Source organism: Paraburkholderia sp. USG1, assembly GCF_031570135.1.
GTDB lineage: Bacteria > Pseudomonadota > Gammaproteobacteria > Burkholderiales > Burkholderiaceae > Paraburkholderia > Paraburkholderia dioscoreae.
Map to the genome: position 1 here is coordinate 295,646 of NZ_JAMWXW010000004.1, position 22,256 is coordinate 317,901.

Annotated in this window: 19 protein-coding genes and 1 pseudogene; 5 read left to right on the forward strand and 15 right to left on the reverse strand. The window is 62.3% G+C overall.

What is annotated here, in order from left to right:
• Positions 1–9: 9 nt before the first annotated feature.
• The 6 genes from NE850_RS07805 to NE850_RS07830 form a co-directional block, all read right to left on the reverse strand.
• Positions 10–1,725, reverse strand: coding sequence for an ABC transporter ATP-binding protein (locus tag NE850_RS07805; protein WP_007177129.1), 1,716 nt, complete (start codon positions 1,723–1,725; stop codon positions 10–12).
• A 60-nt stretch (positions 1,726–1,785) separates the two neighbouring features.
• Positions 1,786–2,757 (reverse strand): ABC transporter permease, encoded by a 972-nt coding sequence (locus tag NE850_RS07810; RefSeq protein WP_007177128.1) that lies wholly within the window; start codon positions 2,755–2,757, stop codon positions 1,786–1,788.
• A gap of 41 nt (positions 2,758–2,798) precedes the next feature.
• Entirely contained in the window at positions 2,799–3,779 is a 981-nt protein-coding gene (locus NE850_RS07815; protein ID WP_007177127.1) for an ABC transporter permease, read from the reverse strand.
• 13 nt (positions 3,780–3,792) lie between these two features.
• Positions 3,793–5,397, reverse strand: a complete 1,605-nt coding sequence (locus tag NE850_RS07820) for an ABC transporter substrate-binding protein (RefSeq protein WP_310698596.1) — start codon at positions 5,395–5,397, stop codon at positions 3,793–3,795.
• 311 nt (positions 5,398–5,708) lie between these two features.
• Complete coding sequence (locus tag NE850_RS07825) at positions 5,709–6,053, reverse strand: DUF3088 domain-containing protein (protein ID WP_007177125.1); 345 nt, start codon at positions 6,051–6,053, stop codon at positions 5,709–5,711.
• Positions 6,054–6,094: 41 nt separating this feature from the next.
• Positions 6,095–7,312, reverse strand: coding sequence for an acyl-CoA dehydrogenase family protein (locus NE850_RS07830; protein WP_007177124.1), 1,218 nt, complete (start codon positions 7,310–7,312; stop codon positions 6,095–6,097).
• Positions 7,313–7,601: 289 nt separating this feature from the next.
• On the opposite strand from NE850_RS07830, the gene NE850_RS07835 reads away from it, so the two are divergent.
• The 3 genes from NE850_RS07835 (at position 7,602) to NE850_RS07845 (ending at position 10,048) form a co-directional block, all read left to right on the forward strand.
• The gene (locus tag NE850_RS07835) at positions 7,602–7,892 is read left to right on the forward strand and encodes a co-chaperone GroES (protein ID WP_007177123.1); all 291 of its coding nucleotides are present in this window, start codon (positions 7,602–7,604) and stop codon (positions 7,890–7,892) included.
• Positions 7,893–7,910: 18 nt separating this feature from the next.
• A complete protein-coding gene (gene groL / locus NE850_RS07840) occupies positions 7,911–9,551 on the forward strand; it encodes a chaperonin GroEL (RefSeq protein WP_310698597.1) in 1,641 nt (546 codons plus the stop codon).
• 260 nt (positions 9,552–9,811) lie between these two features.
• Positions 9,812–10,048, forward strand: coding sequence for a hypothetical protein (locus tag NE850_RS07845; RefSeq protein WP_007177121.1), 237 nt, complete (start codon positions 9,812–9,814; stop codon positions 10,046–10,048).
• 105 nt (positions 10,049–10,153) lie between these two features.
• Here the strand turns inward: NE850_RS07845 and NE850_RS39415 are convergent.
• From NE850_RS39415 to betC, 4 genes and pseudogenes are all read right to left on the reverse strand, one after another.
• Positions 10,154–10,369, reverse strand: a pseudogene (locus NE850_RS39415) (pyridoxamine 5'-phosphate oxidase); the annotation flags it as partial.
• Between the two features lie 135 nt (positions 10,370–10,504).
• Entirely contained in the window at positions 10,505–11,653 is a 1,149-nt protein-coding gene (locus NE850_RS07850) for a porin (RefSeq protein ID WP_007177120.1), read from the reverse strand.
• Positions 11,654–11,920: 267 nt separating this feature from the next.
• Complete coding sequence (locus NE850_RS07855) at positions 11,921–12,871, reverse strand: choline ABC transporter substrate-binding protein (RefSeq protein WP_007177119.1); 951 nt, start codon at positions 12,869–12,871, stop codon at positions 11,921–11,923.
• A gap of 51 nt (positions 12,872–12,922) precedes the next feature.
• Positions 12,923–14,461, reverse strand: coding sequence for a choline-sulfatase (betC, locus tag NE850_RS07860; RefSeq protein ID WP_310698598.1), 1,539 nt, complete (start codon positions 14,459–14,461; stop codon positions 12,923–12,925).
• 164 nt (positions 14,462–14,625) lie between these two features.
• On the opposite strand from betC, the gene NE850_RS07865 reads away from it, so the two are divergent.
• Both NE850_RS07865 and purU read left to right on the forward strand, forming a co-directional pair.
• Entirely contained in the window at positions 14,626–15,540 is a 915-nt protein-coding gene (locus NE850_RS07865; RefSeq protein ID WP_310698599.1) for a choline sulfate utilization transcriptional regulator, read from the forward strand.
• 138 nt (positions 15,541–15,678) lie between these two features.
• Complete coding sequence (purU, locus tag NE850_RS07870; protein WP_007177116.1) at positions 15,679–16,554, forward strand: formyltetrahydrofolate deformylase; 876 nt, start codon at positions 15,679–15,681, stop codon at positions 16,552–16,554.
• Between the two features lie 84 nt (positions 16,555–16,638).
• Here the strand turns inward: purU and NE850_RS07875 are convergent, their stop codons facing one another.
• The 5 genes from NE850_RS07875 to NE850_RS07895 all read right to left on the reverse strand — a co-directional run bounded on the left by NE850_RS07875 (position 16,639) and on the right by NE850_RS07895 (position 22,256).
• Positions 16,639–17,496 carry a glycine betaine ABC transporter substrate-binding protein gene (locus tag NE850_RS07875; protein WP_165188323.1) on the reverse strand — a complete coding sequence of 286 codons (858 nt, stop codon included), beginning with the start codon at positions 17,494–17,496 and terminating at the stop codon, positions 16,639–16,641.
• A 135-nt stretch (positions 17,497–17,631) separates the two neighbouring features.
• Positions 17,632–18,891: a hybrid-cluster NAD(P)-dependent oxidoreductase gene (locus NE850_RS07880; RefSeq protein WP_035516610.1), complete on the reverse strand. Its 1,260-nt coding sequence runs from the start codon at positions 18,889–18,891 to the stop codon at positions 17,632–17,634.
• Between the two features lie 32 nt (positions 18,892–18,923).
• Positions 18,924–20,237 carry an aromatic ring-hydroxylating dioxygenase subunit alpha gene (locus tag NE850_RS07885; protein ID WP_310698600.1) on the reverse strand — a complete coding sequence of 438 codons (1,314 nt, stop codon included), beginning with the start codon at positions 20,235–20,237 and terminating at the stop codon, positions 18,924–18,926.
• A 73-nt stretch (positions 20,238–20,310) separates the two neighbouring features.
• The gene (locus tag NE850_RS07890; protein WP_007177112.1) at positions 20,311–21,087 is read right to left on the reverse strand and encodes a drug:proton antiporter; all 777 of its coding nucleotides are present in this window, start codon (positions 21,085–21,087) and stop codon (positions 20,311–20,313) included.
• Positions 21,084–22,256: an electron transfer flavoprotein subunit alpha/FixB family protein gene (locus NE850_RS07895; RefSeq protein WP_007177111.1), complete on the reverse strand. Its 1,173-nt coding sequence runs from the start codon at positions 22,254–22,256 to the stop codon at positions 21,084–21,086. Before NE850_RS07895 ends, NE850_RS07890 begins: the two co-directional genes overlap by 4 nt.

A 22,256-nucleotide genomic window follows, 5' to 3' on the forward strand; every position in this document is an offset into this window, starting at 1 on the left:
CCGCGCGGACTATGCTGCCTGCGCGTCGAAAGTCCGGCCCGGAATCGCTTCGAGTAACGTGCGTGTGTACGGATGCTGCGGCGCTCGCCAGATATCCCGATGGTGCCCGCTTTCGACAATGCGCCCCGCCTGCATCACGTGCACGCGATCGGCGATATAACGCACCACCGAGAGATCATGCGAGATGAACAGATACGCGAGCCCTAGGTCGCGTTTCAGGTCGACCAGCAGATTGAGAATCTGTGCCTGAATCGACACGTCGAGCGCGGATACCGGTTCATCGCAGATCAGCAGATCTGGTTCGAGCACCAATGCCCGCGCAATCCCGATACGTTGCCGTTGGCCACCCGAGAACTCATGCGGAAAGCGGCCGAGTGCCGAACCCGGCAAACCCACGCGATCGAGCATGGCGGCGATCCGCGCGCGGCGCTGCTGCGCATTGCCAATACCGTTCACCACCAGCACCGTATCGAGAATCTCCGCGACCGTGCGGCGCGGATTGAGCGATGCATAAGGATCCTGAAACACCATCTGCACATGGCGCCGCAACGGCCGCAACTCGCGCTCGCCGAGCGGCACGAGATCGGTGCCGCGCAAACGGATGGCGCCGCTCGCGGTCGGCACGAGCCGCAGGATCGCCTTGGAGAGTGTCGATTTCCCACACCCCGATTCGCCGACGAGTCCGACCGTCTCGCCGCGAGCGATCTGCAACGAGACGCCGTCCACTGCATGCAGCGTGCTTTTGCGATGCCGTTGCGGGTAGTCGATCCGCAGGTCCTGCAGTTCGAGCAACGGCGCTTCGCTGGCCGACGCACCACGCGCGGCGGGGTCCACATCCGCCACATAGTTTCCGGTGCGCACCGAACGCGGCACCACGGCGAAGCTCGGCTTGCCGTCGTCGTCGATACCGTGGCGGATTTCCGGCAGTTTCCAGCCGCGATAGTGCAGATCGTCTGCGAGATTCAGCGAGGCGCCGAGCAGGCCGCGCGTGTACGGATGTTGCGGTTGCGTGAAGAGCCGCGCGACCGGCGCCTCCTCGACCTTCTCACCCGCCAGCATGACCGCGACGCGGTCCGCATGCTTCGCGACGATGCCGAGGTCGTGCGTGATCAGCAGCAACGACATCGACAACTCGCGCCGCAACCCATCGAGCAGGTCGAGAATGTGCGCCTGAATCGTGACGTCGAGCGCCGTGGTCGGCTCGTCCGCGATCAACAGGCGCGGCCGGCAGGCCACCGCCATTGCGATCATCACCCGTTGACGCTGGCCGCCGGAAAGCTCGTGCGGAAAATCGAATACGCGCCGCTGCGGGTCGGGAATCTGCACCAGTTCGAGCAATTCGACCGCGCGCTTCCATGCCGCCGCTTTGGAGAGACTTTCGTGTTGGCGCAACGTTTCGACGATCTGCGCGCCGATCGAAAGCACCGGATTGAGCGACGTCATCGGCTCCTGGAAGATCATCGAGATCTGGCGACCGCGAATGTCGCGGATTTCGCGTGCCGGCAGATCGAGCAACTCGCGGCCGTCGAATCGCAGGCTGCCCGTCACGCGTCCCGGCGTCGGCACGAGCCGCATCAACGAAAGCGCCGTCGCGGATTTGCCGCAACCCGATTCGCCGACCAGCGCCAGCGTCTCTCCTTGCGCGATATCGAAACTCAGGCCGCGCACGGCCTGGTGCGCGCCGAAACTGACGCGCAGGTCGCGTACTTCAAGCAGGTTTGCCACGGTGCATCCTCGGATAGGTTGTCGGTCGCGCTGTCGGCCCGGTAATCGGCCAAGGCATTGTCAAACGCGTTCGCGCAGGCGCGGATTGAGTGCGTCGTTCAGGCCGTCGCCGAGCAGGTTCAGCGCAAGTACCGCGAGCACGATTGCCGCGCCGGGAACGGCGGTCAGATACCATGCGGTGCGCAGCGAATCGCGGCCCGCGCCGATCATGCCTCCCCAGCTGACCACGTTGGGATCGCCCATGCCGAGAAACGATAGCGACGACTCGATCAGAATCGCGCTCGCCACCATCACCGAGGCGGTCACGATCACCGGCGGCAACGCGTTCGGCAAAATTTCGCCGAAAATAATGCGCGCGTTGCTGAACCCCTGGCTGCGCGCGGCGAGCACGAAGTCCGACTGGCGCAGCGAGCGGAATTCCGCACGCACGATCCGCGCGACGGTCGGCCATGACGCGATCCCGATCGCGAATGCGATGATCGTCACGCTCGGCCGGCCGATCGCGACGATCACGATCACCAGCAGGAACGACGGCACGGTCTGGAACAATTCGGTGATACGTACCAGCACGTCATCGATCAGACCGCCGAAGAAGCCGCCCGCGGCGCCGACCAGCGTGCCGATCACGAGCCCGATCCCGGCCGACACCGCGCCGATCAGCAGCGATACGCGTGTGCCATGCGCAATGCCGGCGGCCACGTCGCGTCCGAGCGAATCGGTGCCGAGCCGGTATTGCGGGTCCGTGCCCGGCCATTCGAATGGCGCCGCCACCATATCGAGCGGATCGCCGGGAAACAGATGCCCCGCGCTCAGCGCCAGCGCGATGAATGCCGCGAGCAGCACGAGGCCGGCGAGCGCCGACGGATTGCGCAGCAGTGCGCGCCAGACTCCGCGCCCCGCTGCATCACGGTCAGCCACAACGGGCGTATTGCTGCGGCGCAGGCCGAACAGCGCACCGGCCAACTGGCGCCGCCACGGCGACACCGCAGGTTCGGGCGGCGTGGAAATCAGATTGGAAGAATCGGAAGGCATGTCATCCCTCTGGGAAAAACGGGTGGCGTCAGCGTGATCCGTCACGCGACGCGGGGGTCGAGCCATGCCTGCAGCAGATCGACCAGCACGTTGGCGATGATCACGAGCAGCGACGACAACAGCAGCACGCCGAGCAGCACGCTGAAATCGCGCGCCATCACGGCGTCGAGCGCGAGCCGCCCGAGGCCGGGCCAGCTGAACACCGTCTCGGTCACCGCGGCGCCGCCCAGCAAGGTGCCGAAATGAATCCCGACGATGGTCGTGAGCGGCATCAGCGCATTGCGCAAGACATGGCGCACCGTGACGCGCCACGGGTGCAAGCCCTTGGCCTGCGCGGTGCGCACGAAGTCCTGACGCTGCACTTCCAGCATCGCGGCTCGCGTCAGCCGTGCGTAGATCGCGACGAAAAACGTCGCCAGCGTGGCGGCCGGCAGCAGCACGTGCCGGGCGGCATCGGCGAAATAGGCGAAGCCGTGCAGTTGCACGCCGAGCGTCAGATTGCCGCCGCTCGGCAGCCAGCCGAGGTGCACCGAGAACAGCACGATTGCGAGCAGCCCGATCCAGAAACCCGGCGTCGAATAGAACAGCAAGGCCAGTACCGAGAGCACACGGTCCGGCCACTTGCCGGCCCAATGCGCCATCACCGCGCCGAGCAGCACGCCCGTCACGATCGCGAACGACAACGCCACGCCCATCAGCAACAGCGTATTGGGCAAACGCGAGAGGATCAGCTGCATCACCGGCATGTCGTAGCGCGGCGAATAACCGAGACTGAAGTGCGACAGATGCGCGAGGTACGACCACAATTGATGCAGCACCGGCTGATCGAGCCCGAACTTCGCGCGCAGCACCTGCATGGTTTCCACGGTCGCCGAACCGGACTCGCCGGCAAGCACGTCGGCGGCGTCGCCCGGCATCAGCTTCAGCAGGAAGAAGTTCAGGATCACAATGCCGATCACCGTCGGCAGCGCCTGCCATGCGGTACGCCGGAGAATCGCACCGAAACGCAAACCTCGACTCATCGTGCCGCTCCTGTCATGCACTCAGATAAACATCCGCGAGATTGCCTTCTAGGCCTTGCGCGGACACCGTGTGGTTGTGAACACGACGGTTCGCGAGCGTGACCATGCGCGGCGCGACCAGGTTGAGGATCGGCAGATCGCGGTAAACGATCTGCTGGAACTGCTGGTACAGCACCACGCGTTTGCTCTCGTCGGTTTCGACCGCGGCGCTTTCCAGCAGCCGGTCCACTTCCGCATTGCTGTAATGCGGCGCATTCGAAAACGGCACACCGGGGCGGATATTCTTCGACCAGTACAGACGCTGAACGCCCACGCTCGGATCGAATAGCGTATTGACGCCGATGCTCGTGAAATCGAACTGGCGATCGGCATACACACGCTTCAGGAATGCAGGCAGGTCCTGCGAACGCACCGTGACGTCGATGCCGACGCGCCCCAGCGCCGATTTGACATAGTCGGCCTGGCGCCGGTACATGTCGCCGTACGGCAGAAAGTCGTGCGTCAGACGGAAGCGCACGCCGCCGTCCTTGCGCGGATAGCCCGCGGCGTCGAGCAGTTTCTCCGCTTCGGCGGTATCGAACGCATACGGTACGAGTTTTGCGTCGTGATAGGGCGAGCCCGGCGTAATCGGCGTGGGCGACAGATCGGCATAGCCATAGGCCACGGTGCGCTGCACGACCTGCGGGTTGACCGCATGCGCGATGGCCTGGCGCACGCGCAGATCCTTGAGGATCGGATGATCGAGATTGAAGTCGATCTCGGAGAGCGGCTCAAGAAAGCGGTAGCCGCGCGTTTCGACCGCCAGTTGCGGCAGTTGCGTGAGGCGCGGCAGATCCGTGAGCGGCACCGGATTCTCGCCGCCCAGATCGAGCGCGCCGGTTTCGAACGCGGCGGAACGGGCGGCCGCATCGGGAATCACTTTGAAAACCAGGCTGTCGATGTACGGTTTGCCGGCGTCCCAGTAGGCCGGGTTGCGCTCATAGACGATATTGGCACCACGCGTCCATGATTTGAAACGGAACGGCCCGGTGCCAATCGGCGCGTTGTTGTGGGGATTGGACAGCGGATCGCCCTGCGCGTACAGGTGCTTTGGCACGATTGGCGATTCGCCGGCCGAGAGTGCTTTCAACAGATACGGCGCCGGCTTCGACAATTCGATCACCGCGGTGCGGGCGTCGGGCGTGGCGACGCCCGTTACATTCGCGAAAGTACTGCGGCCCCGTGGATGCACTGATTTGAGCAGATCGATCGAGAAAGCGACGTCGGCCGACGTGAACGGCTGGCCGTCGTGCCATTTCACGTTTTGCCGCAAGGTGAAGGTGTACTTCAGTCCGTCGGGGCTGACGGTCCACGCGGTGGCCAATTGCGGTTTCGGGCGCAGGTCGAAGTCATAAGCCAGCAAGCCTTCCAGCACCTTGGAACTCGCGACGAGCGCGGGCCCGGTGGTCTGGAAGATCGACACGAGTACGGGCGGTTCCGGATTGATCAGCATGTTCAGCGTGCCGCCCCGTTTCGGTGCGCCCGCCTCGCCCTGGGCAAGCGCCAGGGCCGGCATGCCGGCCGCCGCGAGCGCCGCGCCCGATGAAATAAGAAATTCGCGTCGATTCAACCGTGCCATGTAATCGAGATCCTTTGCCGATGCTTCGGCCCCTGTCGGCCGAAATGAAATGTCGTGGTGTCGGCAATGCTGCTGCCGCAGCGCTTACGATAAAGCCGCAGCGGCGGTAAAAGAACCAATCGTTATGTATATGCAAAGCACGGTGGGGAGGAAAGGCGCGCCGGATATCGTCGCCGGGTGGCGGGTGAGAATAAGGATTCCGTATCTATGGTCGACAGGTGGCGGTTTCGGCCGGGGTCATGTATCTGCTCCGATGTTCTGACGTCCAGAAGCAAAGCAGAAGACCCCGAACCGTCACCGGGCCGACTACATCAATGCACTTTAGGAAAACCGTGGCGCTGCGCGAGCAGATCGAGAATACGGCGCGTGTCGGTCACGAAGCGCTTGTTGCCGAGCGTCTGGGCATCGGCAGGCGCCGGTTGCTCGTCGCCGAGAATCAGCACTGGCAGACCCTGGTGCTCGGCGTCCAGTGCCTCGATCACCGCGGTGCGAGGACGCGGGAACGGCAGCCGGCGAATGTCGAGGCGGGCGTTGCGCTCGGGATCGCCCGCCAGCAAACCTTCAATGGGCGCTCCGTCCGGGCAGATAAAGCGCTCGCCCGGATGGTTCGGATCGGTGAAGCCCGGTTCCAGCAGTAACAGCAGATCTCGGCTCATGATGTGCAATGCTCGAAAAGGTGTGAATGGATGGCCGTGCGTTAGAACACACGTCCTTCGGTCAGATGCGTGGTCACGCCGTTCAGCTCGTAATCGCCGATCACGCGCGCCTTGTGCAGCAAAGGGTTATGACTGAAGATCGTGCGCAGATTGCGCCAATGGCGGTCGAAATTGTGCGCGCGGCCGGTGGCCGATGCACCGCCAATCTCGAACAGACGCTCGCCCGCATACAGCGCCAGCTTGCTGACCACGAGTTGCGTCTTGGCGGTGGCTAGCGCCCCTTCCAGCACCAGCTCTTCCGCGTTCGCCGCGCCGCTGTGGATCGCATTCGCCGAGCGGTCGAGCGTGCGTGCGTTTGCCGCGATCAGTGCATCGATGGAAAGGCTGTGCGCCGCGAGATCGCCCACCACCTGCTGCACGAAACCGTCCTCGCGTGCCGACGGTGCCGGGCTGTGCAGCACAGGCCGGCCGTATTGCGTCACGTAGCGCCGGGCGTCAGCAACAATGTTCCGCACAATGCCTGCCGCGACCGACACCAGGTGCAACTGCCGCAATGCGCTACCGTGCCGGCCGGCGAGCGTCGTATAGCCGCGCGTCGCGACCTCGTGAGAAAAGACCTGCACGTTGTCTAGCACGAGGCTGCCGCTTGCCGTCATGCGTTGCCCCATGCCGTCCCAGTCGTCGAGTACCTGCAACCCTTCGCGCGACACGGGAATCACAATCGACACCTTCTCGTCGTTTTCGTCCTGCACGTTGATCCGCGCGTAGTCGGCAAACGCGGTGCCGGTCGAGTAATACTTTCTGCCCGTCACGCGAAAATGCTCGCCGTCGCGCACCAGCTTCGTGACGATTTCGCCGGGCCGCGCCGTGCCCAACTCGGTAGACGCACCGCCGAAGATCGCCCCTTCCCGTATGCGCTCGATCTGCGTGTCGTTGAAGGCGGAACGCGGCGACAGCAGCAATTGCTCGGTCTGGTCGAAATGAATCCGCAGTGCATGCGCGACATTCGACTCATGCGCGGCCAGCGTGGCGATTACATGAAAGAGATCTTCCAGCGATCCGCCCAGACCGCCCCACTCGGCCGGAAAGCGGAGTACGCCGAGACCGGATTCACGAAACAACGCGAAGCGGTCGAATGGCAACTCGCGCCGCAATTCACGTTGCGCGGCGTCTTCGCCGATCGCCTGAGCCAGTGCCGGCAACCCGGCGAGTGCCGCTTCAAGCCTGGCGCGCGCCGTGGTGTCCTGTGAGACCTGCATGCCTTGATTCCTTGTAAAAGCCCACGGATCGCGTGCGATCCGACTGTTGAGTTGGGAGAGTGATCCGGCGCCCCAATAGGACATGCCGATGCAACGGACCAGTATAGGGACGTGGCTCCCCGCGCAAAACCAGCGAATCGAGCTATGAATATTCGCGATTGTGAAATGCGAATTGCGGATAAGGATCGATGAATCCGTTATTGGAGCAACGCGCGACTCATTTCTATACTCGATCCCGGTCAGCACTCACCAACGACGAGTGCCAGAAATTAACCGTGGAAATCGAATCATGAGCCTACGTCCCTTGCATGACCGCCTGATCGTCAAGCGTCTCGACCAGGAGACCAAAACCGCTTCAGGCATCGTCATTCCCGAAAGCGCCGCGGAAAAGCCCGACCAGGGCGAAGTGATCGCCATTGGTCCGGGCAAGCGCGATAGCGACGGCAAACGCATCGAGCCCGATCTGAAAGTCGGTGAACGCGTGCTGTTCGGCAAATACGCCGGGCAGTCGGTCAAAGTCGACGGCAACGAACTGCTCGTGCTGCGCGAAGAAGATGTGGTCGCAGTCGTCACTCAATAACGAACGGAGCGTCAAATCATGGCAGCAAAAGAAATTATTTTCAGCGATGTCGCCCGCTCGCGGCTGGTCGAAGGCGTCAACATTCTGGCCAATGCGGTGAAGGTCACGCTGGGTCCGAAAGGCCGCAACGTGGTGCTGGAACGCAGCTTCGGCTCGCCCGTCGTGACCAAGGACGGTGTTTCGGTGGCCAAGGAAATCGAACTGTCGGACCGCGTGCAGAACATCGGCGCGCAACTCGTCAAGGAAGTCGCTTCGCGCACCAGCGACGCCGCGGGCGACGGCACCACGACGGCGACCGTGCTCGCTCAGGCCATCGTGCGCGAAGGTCAGAAATACGTAGCGGCGGGCCTCAACCCGCTGGATCTGAAGCGCGGCATCGACAAGGCGGTGATCGCCGCGATCGACGAGCTGAAGAAGATCAGCAAGCCGACCACCACCAGCAAGGAAATCGCCCAGGTCGCGACGATTTCGGCCAACGGCGAAGAGTCGATCGGCCAGCGTATCGCGGAAGCGATCGACCGCGTCGGCAAGGAAGGCGTCATTACCGTGGAAGACGGCAAGTCGCTCGACGACGAACTCGACGTGGTGGAAGGTCTGCAGTTCGACCGTGGCTACCTGTCGCCGTATTTCATCAACGATCAGGATAAACAGGTCGCCGTACTCGATAACCCGTTTGTGCTGCTGCACGACAAGAAGGTGTCGAACATTCGCGATCTGCTGCCGATCCTGGAACAGGTCGCGAAAGCCGGTCGTCCGCTTCTGATCATTGCGGAAGACGTGGAAGGCGAAGCGCTCGCCACGCTGGTCGTGAACAACATTCGCGGCATTCTGAAGACCGTTGCGGTGAAGGCGCCCGGTTTCGGCGATCGTCGCAAGGCGCTGCTCGAAGACATCGCTATCCTGACCGGCGGCCAGGTGATCGCCGAGGAAACCGGCCTGTCGCTCGAAAAAGCGACGCTCGCCGAACTGGGTCAGGCCAAGCGCATCGAAGTCGGCAAGGAAAACACCACCGTGATCGACGGCGCGGGCGACAGTAAAAACATCGAAGCGCGCGTGAAGCAGATCCGCACGCAGATCGAGGAAGCGACCTCCGACTACGACCGCGAAAAGCTGCAGGAACGCGTCGCGAAGCTCGCAGGCGGCGTGGCGGTGATCAAGGTGGGCGGCGCAACCGAAATCGAAGTCAAGGAAAAGAAAGACCGTGTCGACGATGCACTGCACGCAACGCGCGCCGCGGTAGAAGAAGGCATCGTGCCTGGCGGCGGTGTCGCGCTGATTCGCGTGAAGCAGGCGATCAGCGGGCTCAAGGGCGCGAATGCCGATCAGGACGCCGGCATCAAGATCGTGCTGCGGGCGCTCGAAGAACCGTTGCGCCAGATTGTCACGAATGCCGGCGAGGAAGCGAGCGTGGTGGTCGCGAAGGTGGCGCAAGGCACGGGTAATTTCGGCTACAACGCTCAGACCGGCGAATATGGCGATCTGGTCGAGTCGGGCGTACTCGATCCGACCAAGGTCACGCGCGCCGCGCTGCAGAACGCGTCTTCGGTAGCCGGCTTGCTGCTGACCACCGACGCCACCGTCCACGAGGCACCGAAAGATACACCGGCCGCGGGTCAGCCGGGCGGCCCTGGCGCAGGAGGCCCGGGACTCGATTTCTGACAACCCTCCTCTCCCGCCAGACACCAGGCGGTTAACGCAGGCAACACGGGCCGGCATTCGCTTTACAGCGGAGCCGGCCCGTGCCGTTTGTGCTTTTCCCACGGGTTTGGTGCGCGCCCATCCCCGCCGGCTAGGGCTCCGCAGACTAATTCAACGTTTCTACAACAAACTAAATATTGCGGTGCAGCAAAATGCGACTAAACTCGAATCAGGAGTCTGCAATTTGCACTCACGGTCGTGCTGTGACGGAGGAATGTGCCATGACGACTTATGAGGCTTTACACGTGCCGAACACGGCTGTTCTGCATGTATTCGAGCAGGATGGCGGCTGGCATTGGGGTATCACCACGCCGCGCGCGGCGGGATCCGGATTCAAGGTGGTTGCATTCAGCAAGGAAACCTTCCCGGTCGAGGCGGCGGCCCGTAGCGATGGCGATCGCGCGTTGCGCTGCCTGTCGAGCGCTTCGGGCGCCGAGGTCCGCGAGTCGGCTCACTGACGCCGCGCGCGACGTCGGCCACGCTATCGTTCGCCTCCCCCGGAGATCCAGCGTTACGCCCGCACCCGCGCCGGGATCCCCGGCAACCGGATGCGCCATGCAAATTAGCGCCGCACCGGGTTCGATCTGCACTTCGACGACAGTCGTGCGCTTCACACTCGCCGGACCGAAGGCCTCGAAACGGATACGCTCATCCGCCACATTCAGTCCGCGCAACCCTTCGTACAGGTCACGCATGAACTGTCCGGGTCCGCACAGATAACAGTCGTAGTCGGCGAAAGGCAGGACGCGTTTCAATGCGTCCATGTCGATACGTCCTCCCGATACGCCGTCCGCCGGCAAAGGTGCGTGCGCTGATCGAGACGTTCAGGAAGCAGCTCGAACGCACATCGTGATGGCGCGGGCGGTCCCCGTCACATGGAACACCGCCCTGTTGTTGCGCGTTAGAAATACCCGTCAGAACGAATGCCGCATGCCGATCCGCACATCGGTCTGCGTGTTCGAGGTGGACGGTGTGAAGCTATAGCCGATCACCGCGTTCACGCCATCTGAAGCTCGCAGATAGTCGCCGGAAATATAGACGTCCGTGCGCTTGGACAGCAGGTAATGCAGCCCGAGCGAACCCTGATTCCAGTGGTTCCCTTCGAATCGCGTGTGCTGATAACCGCCGTACAGCATCAACGCCGGAGTGAAGGTATAAGAAGCGCCCGCTTCATAGACTTGCATATGCGAGGTCTCGCCGAGGCCCTTGATCGTCGTGTAGGTGAAGTCACCGCTCAACATGACTTTGCCGATCGTGTAGGCCGCGCCCACTGCAAACGCCCCTTGCTCGTCGACCGGGAACGACGACGAGCTATACAGATCCGTCACCGCGCCGGTTGCCGGATCGACAGAAACGGTCGGTTTGCCGAGGAACGTGCGCGTGCCGATCATCGCGTACGGGTCGAATGCGTAGATGCCGTACGGATTGTTCAACTGCGTATAGGCGGCGCCCATGTTGAACGCGCTGTGCTCGTAACGTGCGCCCACGCTCCAGGCGCTCTTGTTATGAAAGTCGCCGGCCGTATTGCCGAACGAATACATGCCGCCGAACGAAAAGCCGGCATAGTCGTTGGAGAGAAACTTGACCGAATTCGGCAGCCGGTCGCCATTCATCCGGTCGAAGTCGCCCTGATGGATCGCGTAGCCGCTCGCCCATGCCGAGATGTTATACAGGTAGACAAATTCTTCGGTCATATCGAGCTGGTTACCTAGCGAGAGCGTACCCCAGTTGTTCTTCAGGCCGACATAAGCCTGGCGGCCGAACTCGGCGCCGCCGAATGCATATTGCCCGTTACCCACGTGAAAACCCGACTCGAGTACGAACACGGCCTGCAAGCCGCCGCCGAGATCTTCCACGCCCTTGAAGCCGATCCGGTTGCCGTATGAAATACCGTCGTCGAATTTGAACTGGTGGGCACCACCGGCATTGTTCACGTAGGTGATACCGGCATCCAGAATGCCGTACAGTGTGACGCTGCTTTGCGCATGGGCCGCTGTCGGCGCGAATACGGCGCTTGCCGCGATAGCGAGTCCCGAAAGGCTGACGGCATTGCTCTTCTTCATCTAATTCTCCCCTGCTCTTTGCCTGCGTATTTCGTTGGATAAAGCGATCCCTGCTGCGCGCTGTTGACCAACGCGCGGCGCTTCTCGCATGACGGGCAGTTCGAAACCGGCTGAGGCCGAGTAAAACGGATTGAAGCTATTCGCGATGCATGCAATGACCAGTCGCCCTACATCGCCGGATCAAGAATACGAGTCCAGATTCACAGGGATTCGACCGGATGCGACATAAATCTGTCGCCCGGCGACCTCATTGTTAGGAATACGCTGTTATTTCACGCCGAGTGCGGTCTGCACGGCTTGCAAGCCATTGGCGCCGCCGGCCGTGTTCACGCCGTCGAGCCACGACTTCAGCAATTCGGGGTGACGCTTGAGCGCTTGCGTCGCGGCTGCATCCACGGTGGACTTCTTTTCGAGTACTTCGGTGATCACGCCGTTTTCCAGATCGACATTGAAGGTAAGTTGCCTGAAGAGCCGCCCGACATTCGGACACTGCTCGGCATAGCCGCTGCGCGCCACCGTATTGACCGTGGCACCGCCGTAATTGGGCCCGAAGTACTTGTCGCCGCCGTCGAGATAGGTGAGCTTGAACTTCGTGTTCATCAGATGCGGTTCCCACGCGAGAAAGACTATCCACTTCTTCTCGCGCACGGCGCGCTCTACCTGCGTGAGCATGCCGGTCTCGCTCGACTCGACGAGCTTCCAGTTGCCGAGGCCGAACGCCTTGTCGTCGACCATCTTCTTGATGTTCTGATTGGCCGGCGCGCCAGGCTCGATGCCATAGATCTTGCTGTCGAATTTGTCCGCGTTCTTTGCCAGATCCGCGAAAGAATGAATGCCGGCGGCGGCCACATAGTCGGGCACAGCCAGTGTGAACTTGGCGTTGGTCAGATTCGGATGCACGACCTCGATCGACTTTTCTTCCTCGAACGGCTTGACGACTGGTGCCTGCGCCGGCATCCAGTTGCCGAGAAACACGTCGATCTGACCTTTCTTCAAGCCCTGGTAGGTGATCGGCACCGACAGGTTCGCCACGTTCTGCTTATAGCCGAGCGCTTTCAACAGTACGCCGGTCATCGCATTGGTGGCGTCGATGTCGGTCCATCCCGGCCCCGCCATGTTGACCTGCGCACACGACTGCGGCTCGGCGGCGTATGCGAAAGTGCCCGACGCGCAAAGCAGCACAGCGCCAATTACCGCCTGTTTGAAGAGCTTTTTCATTATGTCGGCTTCCTGTTCGTGAGGTGGGTTGCATGGTTAGCAGTGCGATGGTCAACGCACGACGGCGGGAAAGCGCGCCATCGCTTCGAGCGAATCCAGATCGATGTGATTGCGCATATAACGCTGGCTCGCATCCACGTGCGGCTGCCAGTCCCATGACGCGACCACGCCCTGCGTCGTGGAGGCGAAATGAAAAAGACGGCGCCGCTGACTTTGCAGCACTTCGTTGTGCAGCGCGGCGAGATCCCAGCGTTGCGCGATCTCCTCACGAAAAGCCGCGACCCGTGACGCGTATTCGCTGCGCGTGGCAAGGTTCTCGCGCTCCAGCGGGTCTGCGGCGACGTCGTAGAGTTGATCCGGATCGACGGGCGTGTGAATGAACTTGAAGCGGCCGCGCCGCAACATCACGATCGGTGCAACGGCTCCCTCGGCCAGATATTCGCCGATCGCTTCGTCATGGCCGCCTTGCCTGCCCAGCAGATGCGGAACGAGGCTTTGTCCATCGAGCGAATCGGGCCACGCGGCTGGTTGTTCGCCGCGCGCCAGCTCGACCAGTGTGGGCAGCAGATCGAGATGCGAGACGCTCGCCTCTACGCGATGCGCGTCGAATTGCTGCGGTGCGTGCACGATCAGCGGAACGCGGCAACCGCCTTCGAAGAAGGTCATCTTGTACCAGAGCCCACGCTCGCCCAGCATCTCGCCGTGATCGGAAGTCACCACGATCACCGTGTCTTTCGCGAGTCCCGATTGTTCCAGCGTTTCGAGGATCGCGCCGAACTGATCGTCGACGTAAGAGATCGCGCCGTAATAGGCGCGGCGCGCATTGCGGATCTGCTGGTCGGTGGGCGGTGTGCGGTCGGTTTCGCAGACACGGCGCAGGCGCTTCGAGTGCGGGTCGGCGTCTTCGAACGAATCGCGAAAGGCGGGCATGTCGATTTCTTCGTCGCAATACATGTCCCAGTACTTTTGCGGAATCGCGTAGGGATCGTGCGGATGCGTCAGCGAGGCGACCAGGCAGAACGGCCGCGCATCTTTGCCGGCATGACGTTCGCGTGCGATATCGAAGAGTTTCTGGCGAGTCGTGAACGTGACTTCGTCGTCGAAGTCGAGTTGGTTGGTGCGCACGCACGGGCCGGCGTCGATCACGGAACTCATGTTGTGATACCACGTGGGGCGCATTTCGAAATGCTCCCAGTCAGGTGTCCAGCCGAAGTCGGCCGGATAGATGTCCGTGGTGAGCCGCTCTTCGAAACCATGCAACTGATCGGCACCGCAGAAATGCATCTTGCCCGAGAGAATGGTGCGATACCCTTCGGCGCGAAGATAATGTGCGAAAGTCAGCGTTTGCGACGGAAACTCCGCTGCATTGTCATAGGCACCGATTGCCGAAGGCAACTTGCCCGACAGAAAAGAAAACCGCGAAGGCGCACACAGCGGGCTCGCGCAATAGGCCGATTCGAATACCACGCCTTGCTTTGCGAGGCGATCGAGATTGGGGGTTTTCGTCAGACGGTGTCCGTATGCGGCTAGTGCGGACGGCGTCATCTGGTCTGCCATCAGAATAAGAATATTCTTTTTGGTCTCAAGCATGAGTGCGTGCCTCGAATAGAATCGCAAGTGTCGGTGCAGATGGTGTTATGAGTTGCAGCGGCGAACGGGCGACCGGCATGCCGGGCCCGTCATGCGCACCACTATTGCCGTTCAATTCGCCACTGTGAAGACGGCAATTCGTTATGTGCCTATAAGGGGGTGTTATGTCGAGGCAGGATCGCTTGCCGCCGATGCAGGCGCTGACCATGTTCGAATCCGCGGCGCGTCTGGCCAGCTTCACAGCAGCCGCGCGCGAATTGGGCTCGACGCAGCCTGCTGTCAGTCAGCGCGTCGTGCAGCTTGAAGAAGCGCTGGGCACTCCGCTTTTCGAGCGCGGCCATCGCGGCGTCACGCTCACGGAAGACGGCCTGCGTCTGTTCGAAGCGGTCCGCCATGCGCTCGACACGATTCGCCTCGCCACCACCGAAATCCGCGCGCGACGCACGCCGCAAACCCTCACGCTCTCCACGGATTTCGGCTTTGCGACCTATTGGCTGATGCCGCGCCTGTCGCAGTTCAAGGCGCTGATGCCGGACGTCGACGTGAAGATCATCACGTCGCAAAACGTATTCGATCCGTCGCACGATCAAACGGACATCGCCATTGCATTCGGCGACGAACACGCGGACTGGAGCGCGCGCGGCGCGGTCAAGCTGTTTCCCGAACGCGTCACGCCGGTGTGCAGCCCCGCTTTTATCGCTGCGCATCCGTCATTGCGCACACCGTCCGACCTGTTGCACCTGCCGCTGCTGCATCTCGAACCAACCCAGCCGGCGCGCTGGCTCTCGTGGGCCGACTGGTTCGCCGCGCACGCACTGGACGCTCCCGCCGCGCATCGCGGCATCACGTTCAACAGCTTTACGCTCGTCGCCCATGCGGCGATCATGGGCCAGGGCGTCGCGCTCGGCTGGGCGCCGCTCGTCGACGAACTGCTTGCCACGGGGCAGCTCGTCGAACTGTTCGATCCGCCGGTCGTCACGGAACGCGGCTATATGCTCGTCACACAGCGGGCGGCAACACCCGCGGTCAGCGCCTTTCGTCAATGGTTGCTCGATGAATGCGGGCTCGACGCCGAATGAGCACCGCTCGGCGCATCTGGCGTTCCCGTTCCAGCGCGACGGCGTTTAGCTTCTATCCGCGCACTCGCCTGATTTGCTCTACTGCGATGATGCATGCCGCGCCCTGCGGCATCGCCCTATCGTCCAAGTGGAGAGTGCATGTCCGCCGATTCCCGTCCCGATCAACTGGTTCTCACCGTCGCGTGTCCGAGCGCGGCGGGCCAGGTTGCCGCCGTCGTCGGCTTTCTCGACCGGCATCATTGCTATATCGACGAGCTGACTGTTTTCGACGACGACCTCAGTGAGCGCTTCTTCGTGCGTTGCGTGTTCCACGGCGTCAACAGTAACGAGACGCTGCACGCCGCGGCCCTCAAGCGCGAATTCGAGCCGATTGCCGAGCGTTTCCGCATGACGTGGGCGATGCATGACGTCGACACGCGGCCGAAGGTTCTGATCATGGTGTCGAAACTCGAGCACTGTCTGGCCGATCTCTTGTTCCGCTGGCGCATGGGCGAGCTGAAAATGGATATCGTCGGTATCGGCTCGAATCATCGCGATCTCGAACCGCTGGCGCAGCAGCACGGCCTGCCCTTCCACCATCTGCCGATCACGGCCGATACGAAGCCGCAACAGGAAGCGCGCCTGCTCGATCTGTTCGAGACGTCGGGTGCGGAGTTGATGATTCTCGCGCGCTATATGCAGATTCTGTCGGGTGAAACGAGCCGTGCACTCGCGGCTAGCGCGATCAATATCCACCATTCGTTTCTACCCGGCTTCAAGGGCGCGAAACCGTACCACCAGGCGCACGCGCGCGGCGTCAAACTGATCGGCGCGACCGCGCACTTCGTGACCGACGATCTCGACGAAGGTCCGATCATCGAGCAGGTGGTAGAGCGTGTCGATCATTCGTATAGCCCGGAGCGTCTGCTTGCCACCGGGCGCGACGTCGAATGCATCACCCTCGCGCGCGCGGTCAAAGCGTTTATCGAGCGGCGGGTGTTCATCAATGGCGATCGGACCGTTGTGCTGCAATAAACGAAAACGCCGCTTTTTAGCGGCGTTTTCTTCGGAGCGTTGCCGCTTTATCGAAGCGGCAACCCATTCACAGTAACAACAGAATCACTTCACCCAGCTATCCACGCGATCACCATGCGCGCTGATCCACGCATCAGCGGCGGCAGTCGGCTTCTCACCGTTTTGCGTCGCCAGCATCACGCTGTCGATTTCGCCCGGCTTCCATTGGAATTTCTTGAGGAACGCGACGACCGGCGGCGCCTTCTTCTCGAGTTCGGGGTTCACGACGCTATCCACATGCTCTGCATCGCCGAACACCTTCTTCGGATCGTCGAGGAATTTGAGCTTGTACTTCGCGAACATCCAGTGCGGCTTCCAGCCGGTTACGATAATCGGCTTGCTCGCCGCTTCCGAACGCGCCAGTTCAGCGGTCATCGCGCTGCCCGAGCTCGGCATCAGCGTGTAGTCGAGTCCATAAGCCTTGATTGCCTCGCTGGTTTTCTGCATCACGCCGGCACCAGCGTCGATACCGACAATACGGCCGCCGAACTCGGCCTTCTTCGCCTCCAGATCGCCCACGCCCTTCACGTCGGCGTTATCCGGCACGATCAGGCCGATCTTTGCATCGTTGAAGTTCGGACCGAGGTCGACCACCTTGTCCTTGAAGTTGTTCCAGTACGCGCCGTGCGTGACCGGCAGCCACGCGGACAGCGTCGCGTCGAGGTCGCCGCGCGCCACGCCCTGCCACATCACGCCGGCCGCGACCGGCACGAGTTGCACCTGGTAGCCAAGGCGTTTTTCGATCACGCGCGCGGCCACATTCGAGGTCGCGACGCTATCGTCCCAGCCTTCCACGTAACCGATCTTGATGGTCGGCTTGGTATCAGCCGACACGCTCACGCTGCTTGCCGCCAGCGCCGCGCTCAAAGCGCTCAACACGAATATCTTTCTGATCAGTCTCATCGCCGTTCTCCCGTTTGCCGTCAAAACAACCTAATGAGCATTTAGAATCGCCAGCCAGAATTGCCGGGTAGCGTTGTTTTCCGACATCCAGTTGTCCGCAGGCGACTTCGGCCACTGGAGGCCGTGCGTCTCGTCTTACTTATCCACGACCAGATCGGTCAACGGCTTGCTGCAGCATAGCAGCACCATGCCCTGATCGATCTCACGCTGGCGAATGCCGCCGGCGTGTTTCATCGCGACTTCACCCGACACCAGCTTGACCTTGCAGGTGCCGCACATACCCTGGGTACACGACGCGGGTAGCCGTACGCCCGCTTTCTTCGCCGCCTCGAGCACGTTCTGGCCGGAGCCGCATTCGATCTCGCGATTGCTTTTCGCGAAACTCACCTTGAAGCGGGTTTCCGTTTCGCCGGCAGCGGGCGCCGGTGCGGATGCGGGCGTGAAGCCCGGCGCTTCTTCGCGCGCCTCGATAAAGCTCTCGGCAGTCACCTGTGCGCTCGCGCTCTGCAATGCGTCCGCGACATGCGCGGTAGTCAATTGCGCGGCCACTTCGCTGACCGTCTCGAACGAAAAACTTTCCTCGTGATAGTGGCTGCGATCGAAACCACCCTCGTCCAGCAATTTGCGCACCGCCTGCATGTACGGCGCGGGCCCGCAGGTGAAAATCTCGCGCTCCAGAAAGTCCGGCGCAATGAGCTTGAGCAGCGGCAACGTCAGAAAACCGGTCACACCAGGCCAGTTCGTGCGCGCACCGAGCCGTTCGCAAACAAACGCAGTGCGGAAATGCGCCTGATTCGACGCGATCAGATCGAGCTCGCGTGCGAAGATGATGTCGTCCGGTGTGCGGGCGCTATGCACGAATACGATGTCACTATCTTCACCGAGTTCATGATGCGCGCGGCTCATCGACATCAGCGGCGTGATACCCGAGCCCGCCGACAGGAATAGAAACTTGCGCGCCGGGTGGCGCGCGCAGGTGAACTCGCCCGCCGGTCCAAGCACACGAACCTCGGCGCCCGCGTGCAAATTGTCGTGCAGCCAGTTCGAAACCTTGCCGCCCGGCACGCGCTTGACCGTAATCGAGATCGTATGCGGACGCGTGGGCGGCGAAGAAATCGTATAGCAGCGATTGATCGACTCGCCGTCTATCTCCAGTTCCAGCGTGATGAACTGCCCCGGCTCGAACACGAATGCTCGTCCGGACGGTGCGCGAAAGAAAAAACTCTTTACGTCGTGCGTTTCCTGGCGAACCTGGCAGCACACCAGCGTGTCGTCGGTATCGCTGTTCCAGCGCGCCGGCAACGTCTCCCAGAAACGCGGCTGCGTGACGCGGCTGGCAGCGTGGTCTGGAGCCGGCTCGGGGCTGAGCTGAAGCGTCGCCTGATCGCGCATCATTGTTTTCTCCGACTCCTGTTGCGGCGCCGCGCTTAGCGCATGAAGGACACGACTTTCTCGCCGTGCAAAGCCGGCGCGGTATCGCCGGCGTCGTGGGTTTGGGGCGCATTGCTGTAATCCGCCATGCGGCCGATGTACCACCCGCAGAACTTCTCGACAAGGCCTTCCGTGAACGGCGAATACGGACCCGGCTCGTACGCGCTGCTCGTCGCGCCGCGTTGCGAGTATTCGACGAGCGCGCGATCCTGGTCGTTCGTTGCGCGCCACACGGCCGTGAGGTTGTCCACGTCGTAGTCGATGCCTTCACGCGCGTCCTTGTGAACGAGCCACTTGGTGCGCACCAGCGTCTTGCCTGCGGAGAGCGGAATCACCGAGAAGCTGACAATGTGGTCGCTCATGAAGTGGTGCCACGAGTTGGGTTGCGTCCAGAACGAGAGTCCGCCGAGATCGGCCCGCGCGAAACCGCCGAGCAGTTTCTTCGAGGCCACTTTCGCGTCGAGCGTCTGCGATTCGCCGTCGCGATCGAGCGGCAGGCGTTGCGTGCGAAAACCCGTGACCAGATCGGCAAGCCGTTCGATTTCCGCGGACGGCAACTGCATGGCTTCCCATTGCGCGGTGCGGCGAGCCACCGTCTCTTCGAAGGCGGCCATGCCTTCTTCGTTGGCCGGCGTGCGCTGATAGCCAAAGCCGTATTCGTACAGCGAAATGGTCAGTTCGGGATGGTTCGCGACGCAGTGATAGCATTCGCGATTGTTTTCCATCGTGAGCTTCCAGTTGCCCTCTTCGATAATGTCGATCGAGGCGGCGATCTTGCAGCTAGCCAGATCGTGCGGCAGCATGTACGGCTCCATTGCCGCGCGCACCACGGCGAAGTCGGCAGGCGGATTGTCCGCGAGGCAAATGAAAATAAGGCCCGCGAGATTCTCGACATGCACGGCCTTCAGGCTATGTTTGCAGCGGTCGAACTGTTCGCCCATGTGTTCGGCGAACATCAGATCGCCGTTCAGGTTATACGTCCAGCTGTGATACGGACAGACGATATTGCCGAGCGAGCCTTTGTCGGTATTGCACAGGCGCGCGCCGCGATGCCGGCACACGTTGTGAAACGCTCTCACCTGCATGTCGTCGTCGCGCACGATCAGGATCGAATCGTTGCCGATATCCACGGTGATGTAGTCACCCGGTTCCGGCACGTCCGGTTCCACCGCAACCTGAATCCAGTGTTGCCGGAAGATCGCCTCCATGTCGAGCGCGAAAATCTCCTCGCTCGTATAGAAAGGCGCTTCCAGCGAGTAATTTTTCTTACGGCGTTCGATCATTGCGCGAACGTCTGCCGAAACTTTCATTGTGTGCTCCGTTGCATGTCACGTCTGGCGCCGCGCCAGGCCCTCCTGGTCGCATGCTCGCCCGAACCGGAAATCAGTAATCCACGAGTTGATGCTCGCGCAAATACGCGAGAATCACTTGTGCTTTTTCGACGGAACTCCCTTCAATTACGACGCTGCCGCCGCGGCTCTCGGTCGTCGTGGCCGACAGCATGCGGGCGTGGCCGGAACGCTTCTCGGCGGCGGCAAGACGCACCGGTTTCGCGGTTGCCGGGCGGACAGTCCAGGCGAGGTCGCCGGGGTTGGCGGCGGCGCGCGTGGCGACCGGGCGGATCGTGCCTTCACGCAACCGCGCGTAGGCGTATCTGGGAGCGGCATTGGCCAGCGGATGCACGGCGATCAGCGCGGGCAGTTGCACTTCCACGCGGCGGCGCAAACCCTTCGGCATGAACTGACGGACTTCCGCGCAGCCGTCGCGCAACTTGATGTCTACAGCGGCGACGACGAGCGGAAGCTCCAGTGCGTTGGCGACGCGATACGGCAGCATGCCGGTGTCGAATGCGCCTTCAGCGCGCGTGCCGGTCAGAACGAGGTCGTAGCCGCGCAGGCGGGCCGCCAGCGGAGCGGCTGCGTCGGCCTGCAATTCAGACGTTGCGGCTATCTCAAGCACTTCGACCGAGCGCGCGCCGAGCGCCAGGTACTCCTTCAGCGCAGGATTGGACGGATTGCCCGCATGCAATACATCGAGCGTCGCGTTGTGCGTTCTGGCGAGCGCTAGCGCCATTGTCAGCGCGGCGGCATCGTTGCGACTGTAGCGCGCGATGCCGCTCACCGGATGACGGCCGACGGAAACGAGTACGGCGATCTTCATGCGAGCGCTCCTTCTGCCACAGCCGTTGAATTCAGCAGCGCCGCACCGGTTCCGCGTGCCGTGCGCGCTGCGGCCGCCGCTTCGTTGAGCGCCGCGATGGTTTCCTGTGCGTCCGCGATTACCGTCAGATTCGCGCGCCTGGCGATCGGCGCGCTGGCATCGAGGTTCACCGCGATCACATGGCGGCAATCCTTGATCCCTTGCAGATGCTGCACCGCGCCGGAAATGCCGAAAGCGATATAAACGCTCGCTTCGACGGTCTTGCCGGTCGCGCCGATCTGTTTGTCGCGGGTGAACTTGCCGTCGTCCACGGCCACGCGGCTCGCGCCGATTGCGGCGCCCAAGGTGGCCGCCAGACACTCGAACGCCGGCACGTCGCTCACGCCATTGCCCGCCGAGACGATGAAATCGGCTTCTTCTAGCGCCAGTTGCGCGGCGTCGATTTCCTCGATGCCGAGATCGCGCACCGCGCCGCCCGCCGAAACCGCTGCGCCGTCGAAGCGCCACATGACCCGTTCGCCCGCCCCGACGAACGGCAGCTTCGGATCGACCGCGTTGGGTGCGAGCAGAACGACCTCAGGCAACGCACGCACGGCGAACGCTGTATTCGCCTGAACATAGGCCGCCACATGCGCGGCGTCGATCTCGACAACGTGCGTCGCGACGCTTGCATTGGCGGCGGCTGCGTAACGGCGGCCAAGATCGCCGTCGCCGGTTGCGTTATCGGGCAGGAAAACATGCACCGGCGCGTAGGCCGCAACGCACGCGGCCAGCGCGTGCAACTCGTCGGTTGGGGCGAAGGTGCGGCGGCCGAACATCGGCAATTCGATCAGTTTGTCGGCGCCGAGCGCGGCAGCGTCGCCGCTGAATTCGCCGAATACCAACAGCACTACTTCGGTCGTTGCGTCCGCAATCAGGGCGGCGCCGGCCAACGTTTGGCGTGCGTGATCGTCCAGCGCGCCGCGGTCCGCATGCGCGGCGACCAGCATCACGCGCTGAGGCGTTGCCGTGGTGCGGCGCGGTTTGGCCTGCTCACGATGCGACGCGCCGCCGTGCGTGGCAAATTCTGGTGCAGCCGCCACACCCGTCACGCCGAGTGTGATACGCCTGAGTCCTTCCGCCGTGATCGTGAACGGACGGCGCGGATCGATTCGTTTGAGAGTGTTCAT

Excerpts from the sequence above, each read along its gene's own strand:
- NE850_RS07810 (WP_007177128.1), bottom strand. The coding sequence starts at position 2,757 with ATGCCTTCCGATTCTTCCAATCTGATTTCCACGCCGCCCGAACCTGCG.
- NE850_RS07815 (WP_007177127.1), bottom strand. The coding sequence starts at position 3,779 with ATGAGTCGAGGTTTGCGTTTCGGTGCGATTCTCCGGCGTACCGCATGG.
- NE850_RS07820 (WP_310698596.1), bottom strand. The coding sequence starts at position 5,397 with ATGGCACGGTTGAATCGACGCGAATTTCTTATTTCATCGGGCGCGGCG.
- NE850_RS07825 (WP_007177125.1), bottom strand. The coding sequence starts at position 6,053 with ATGAGCCGAGATCTGCTGTTACTGCTGGAACCGGGCTTCACCGATCCG.
- NE850_RS07830 (WP_007177124.1), bottom strand. The coding sequence starts at position 7,312 with ATGCAGGTCTCACAGGACACCACGGCGCGCGCCAGGCTTGAAGCGGCA.
- NE850_RS07835 (WP_007177123.1), top strand. The coding sequence starts at position 7,602 with ATGAGCCTACGTCCCTTGCATGACCGCCTGATCGTCAAGCGTCTCGAC.
- groL (WP_310698597.1), top strand. The coding sequence starts at position 7,911 with ATGGCAGCAAAAGAAATTATTTTCAGCGATGTCGCCCGCTCGCGGCTG.
- NE850_RS07845 (WP_007177121.1), top strand. The coding sequence starts at position 9,812 with ATGACGACTTATGAGGCTTTACACGTGCCGAACACGGCTGTTCTGCAT.
- NE850_RS07850 (WP_007177120.1), bottom strand. The coding sequence starts at position 11,653 with ATGAAGAAGAGCAATGCCGTCAGCCTTTCGGGACTCGCTATCGCGGCA.
- NE850_RS07855 (WP_007177119.1), bottom strand. The coding sequence starts at position 12,871 with ATGAAAAAGCTCTTCAAACAGGCGGTAATTGGCGCTGTGCTGCTTTGC.
- betC (WP_310698598.1), bottom strand. The coding sequence starts at position 14,461 with ATGCTTGAGACCAAAAAGAATATTCTTATTCTGATGGCAGACCAGATG.
- NE850_RS07865 (WP_310698599.1), top strand. The coding sequence starts at position 14,626 with ATGTCGAGGCAGGATCGCTTGCCGCCGATGCAGGCGCTGACCATGTTC.
- purU (WP_007177116.1), top strand. The coding sequence starts at position 15,679 with ATGTCCGCCGATTCCCGTCCCGATCAACTGGTTCTCACCGTCGCGTGT.
- NE850_RS07875 (WP_165188323.1), bottom strand. The coding sequence starts at position 17,496 with ATGAGACTGATCAGAAAGATATTCGTGTTGAGCGCTTTGAGCGCGGCG.
- NE850_RS07880 (WP_035516610.1), bottom strand. The coding sequence starts at position 18,891 with ATGATGCGCGATCAGGCGACGCTTCAGCTCAGCCCCGAGCCGGCTCCA.
- NE850_RS07885 (WP_310698600.1), bottom strand. The coding sequence starts at position 20,237 with ATGAAAGTTTCGGCAGACGTTCGCGCAATGATCGAACGCCGTAAGAAA.
- NE850_RS07890 (WP_007177112.1), bottom strand. The coding sequence starts at position 21,087 with ATGAAGATCGCCGTACTCGTTTCCGTCGGCCGTCATCCGGTGAGCGGC.
- NE850_RS07895 (WP_007177111.1), bottom strand. The coding sequence starts at position 22,256 with ATGAACACTCTCAAACGAATCGATCCGCGCCGTCCGTTCACGATCACG.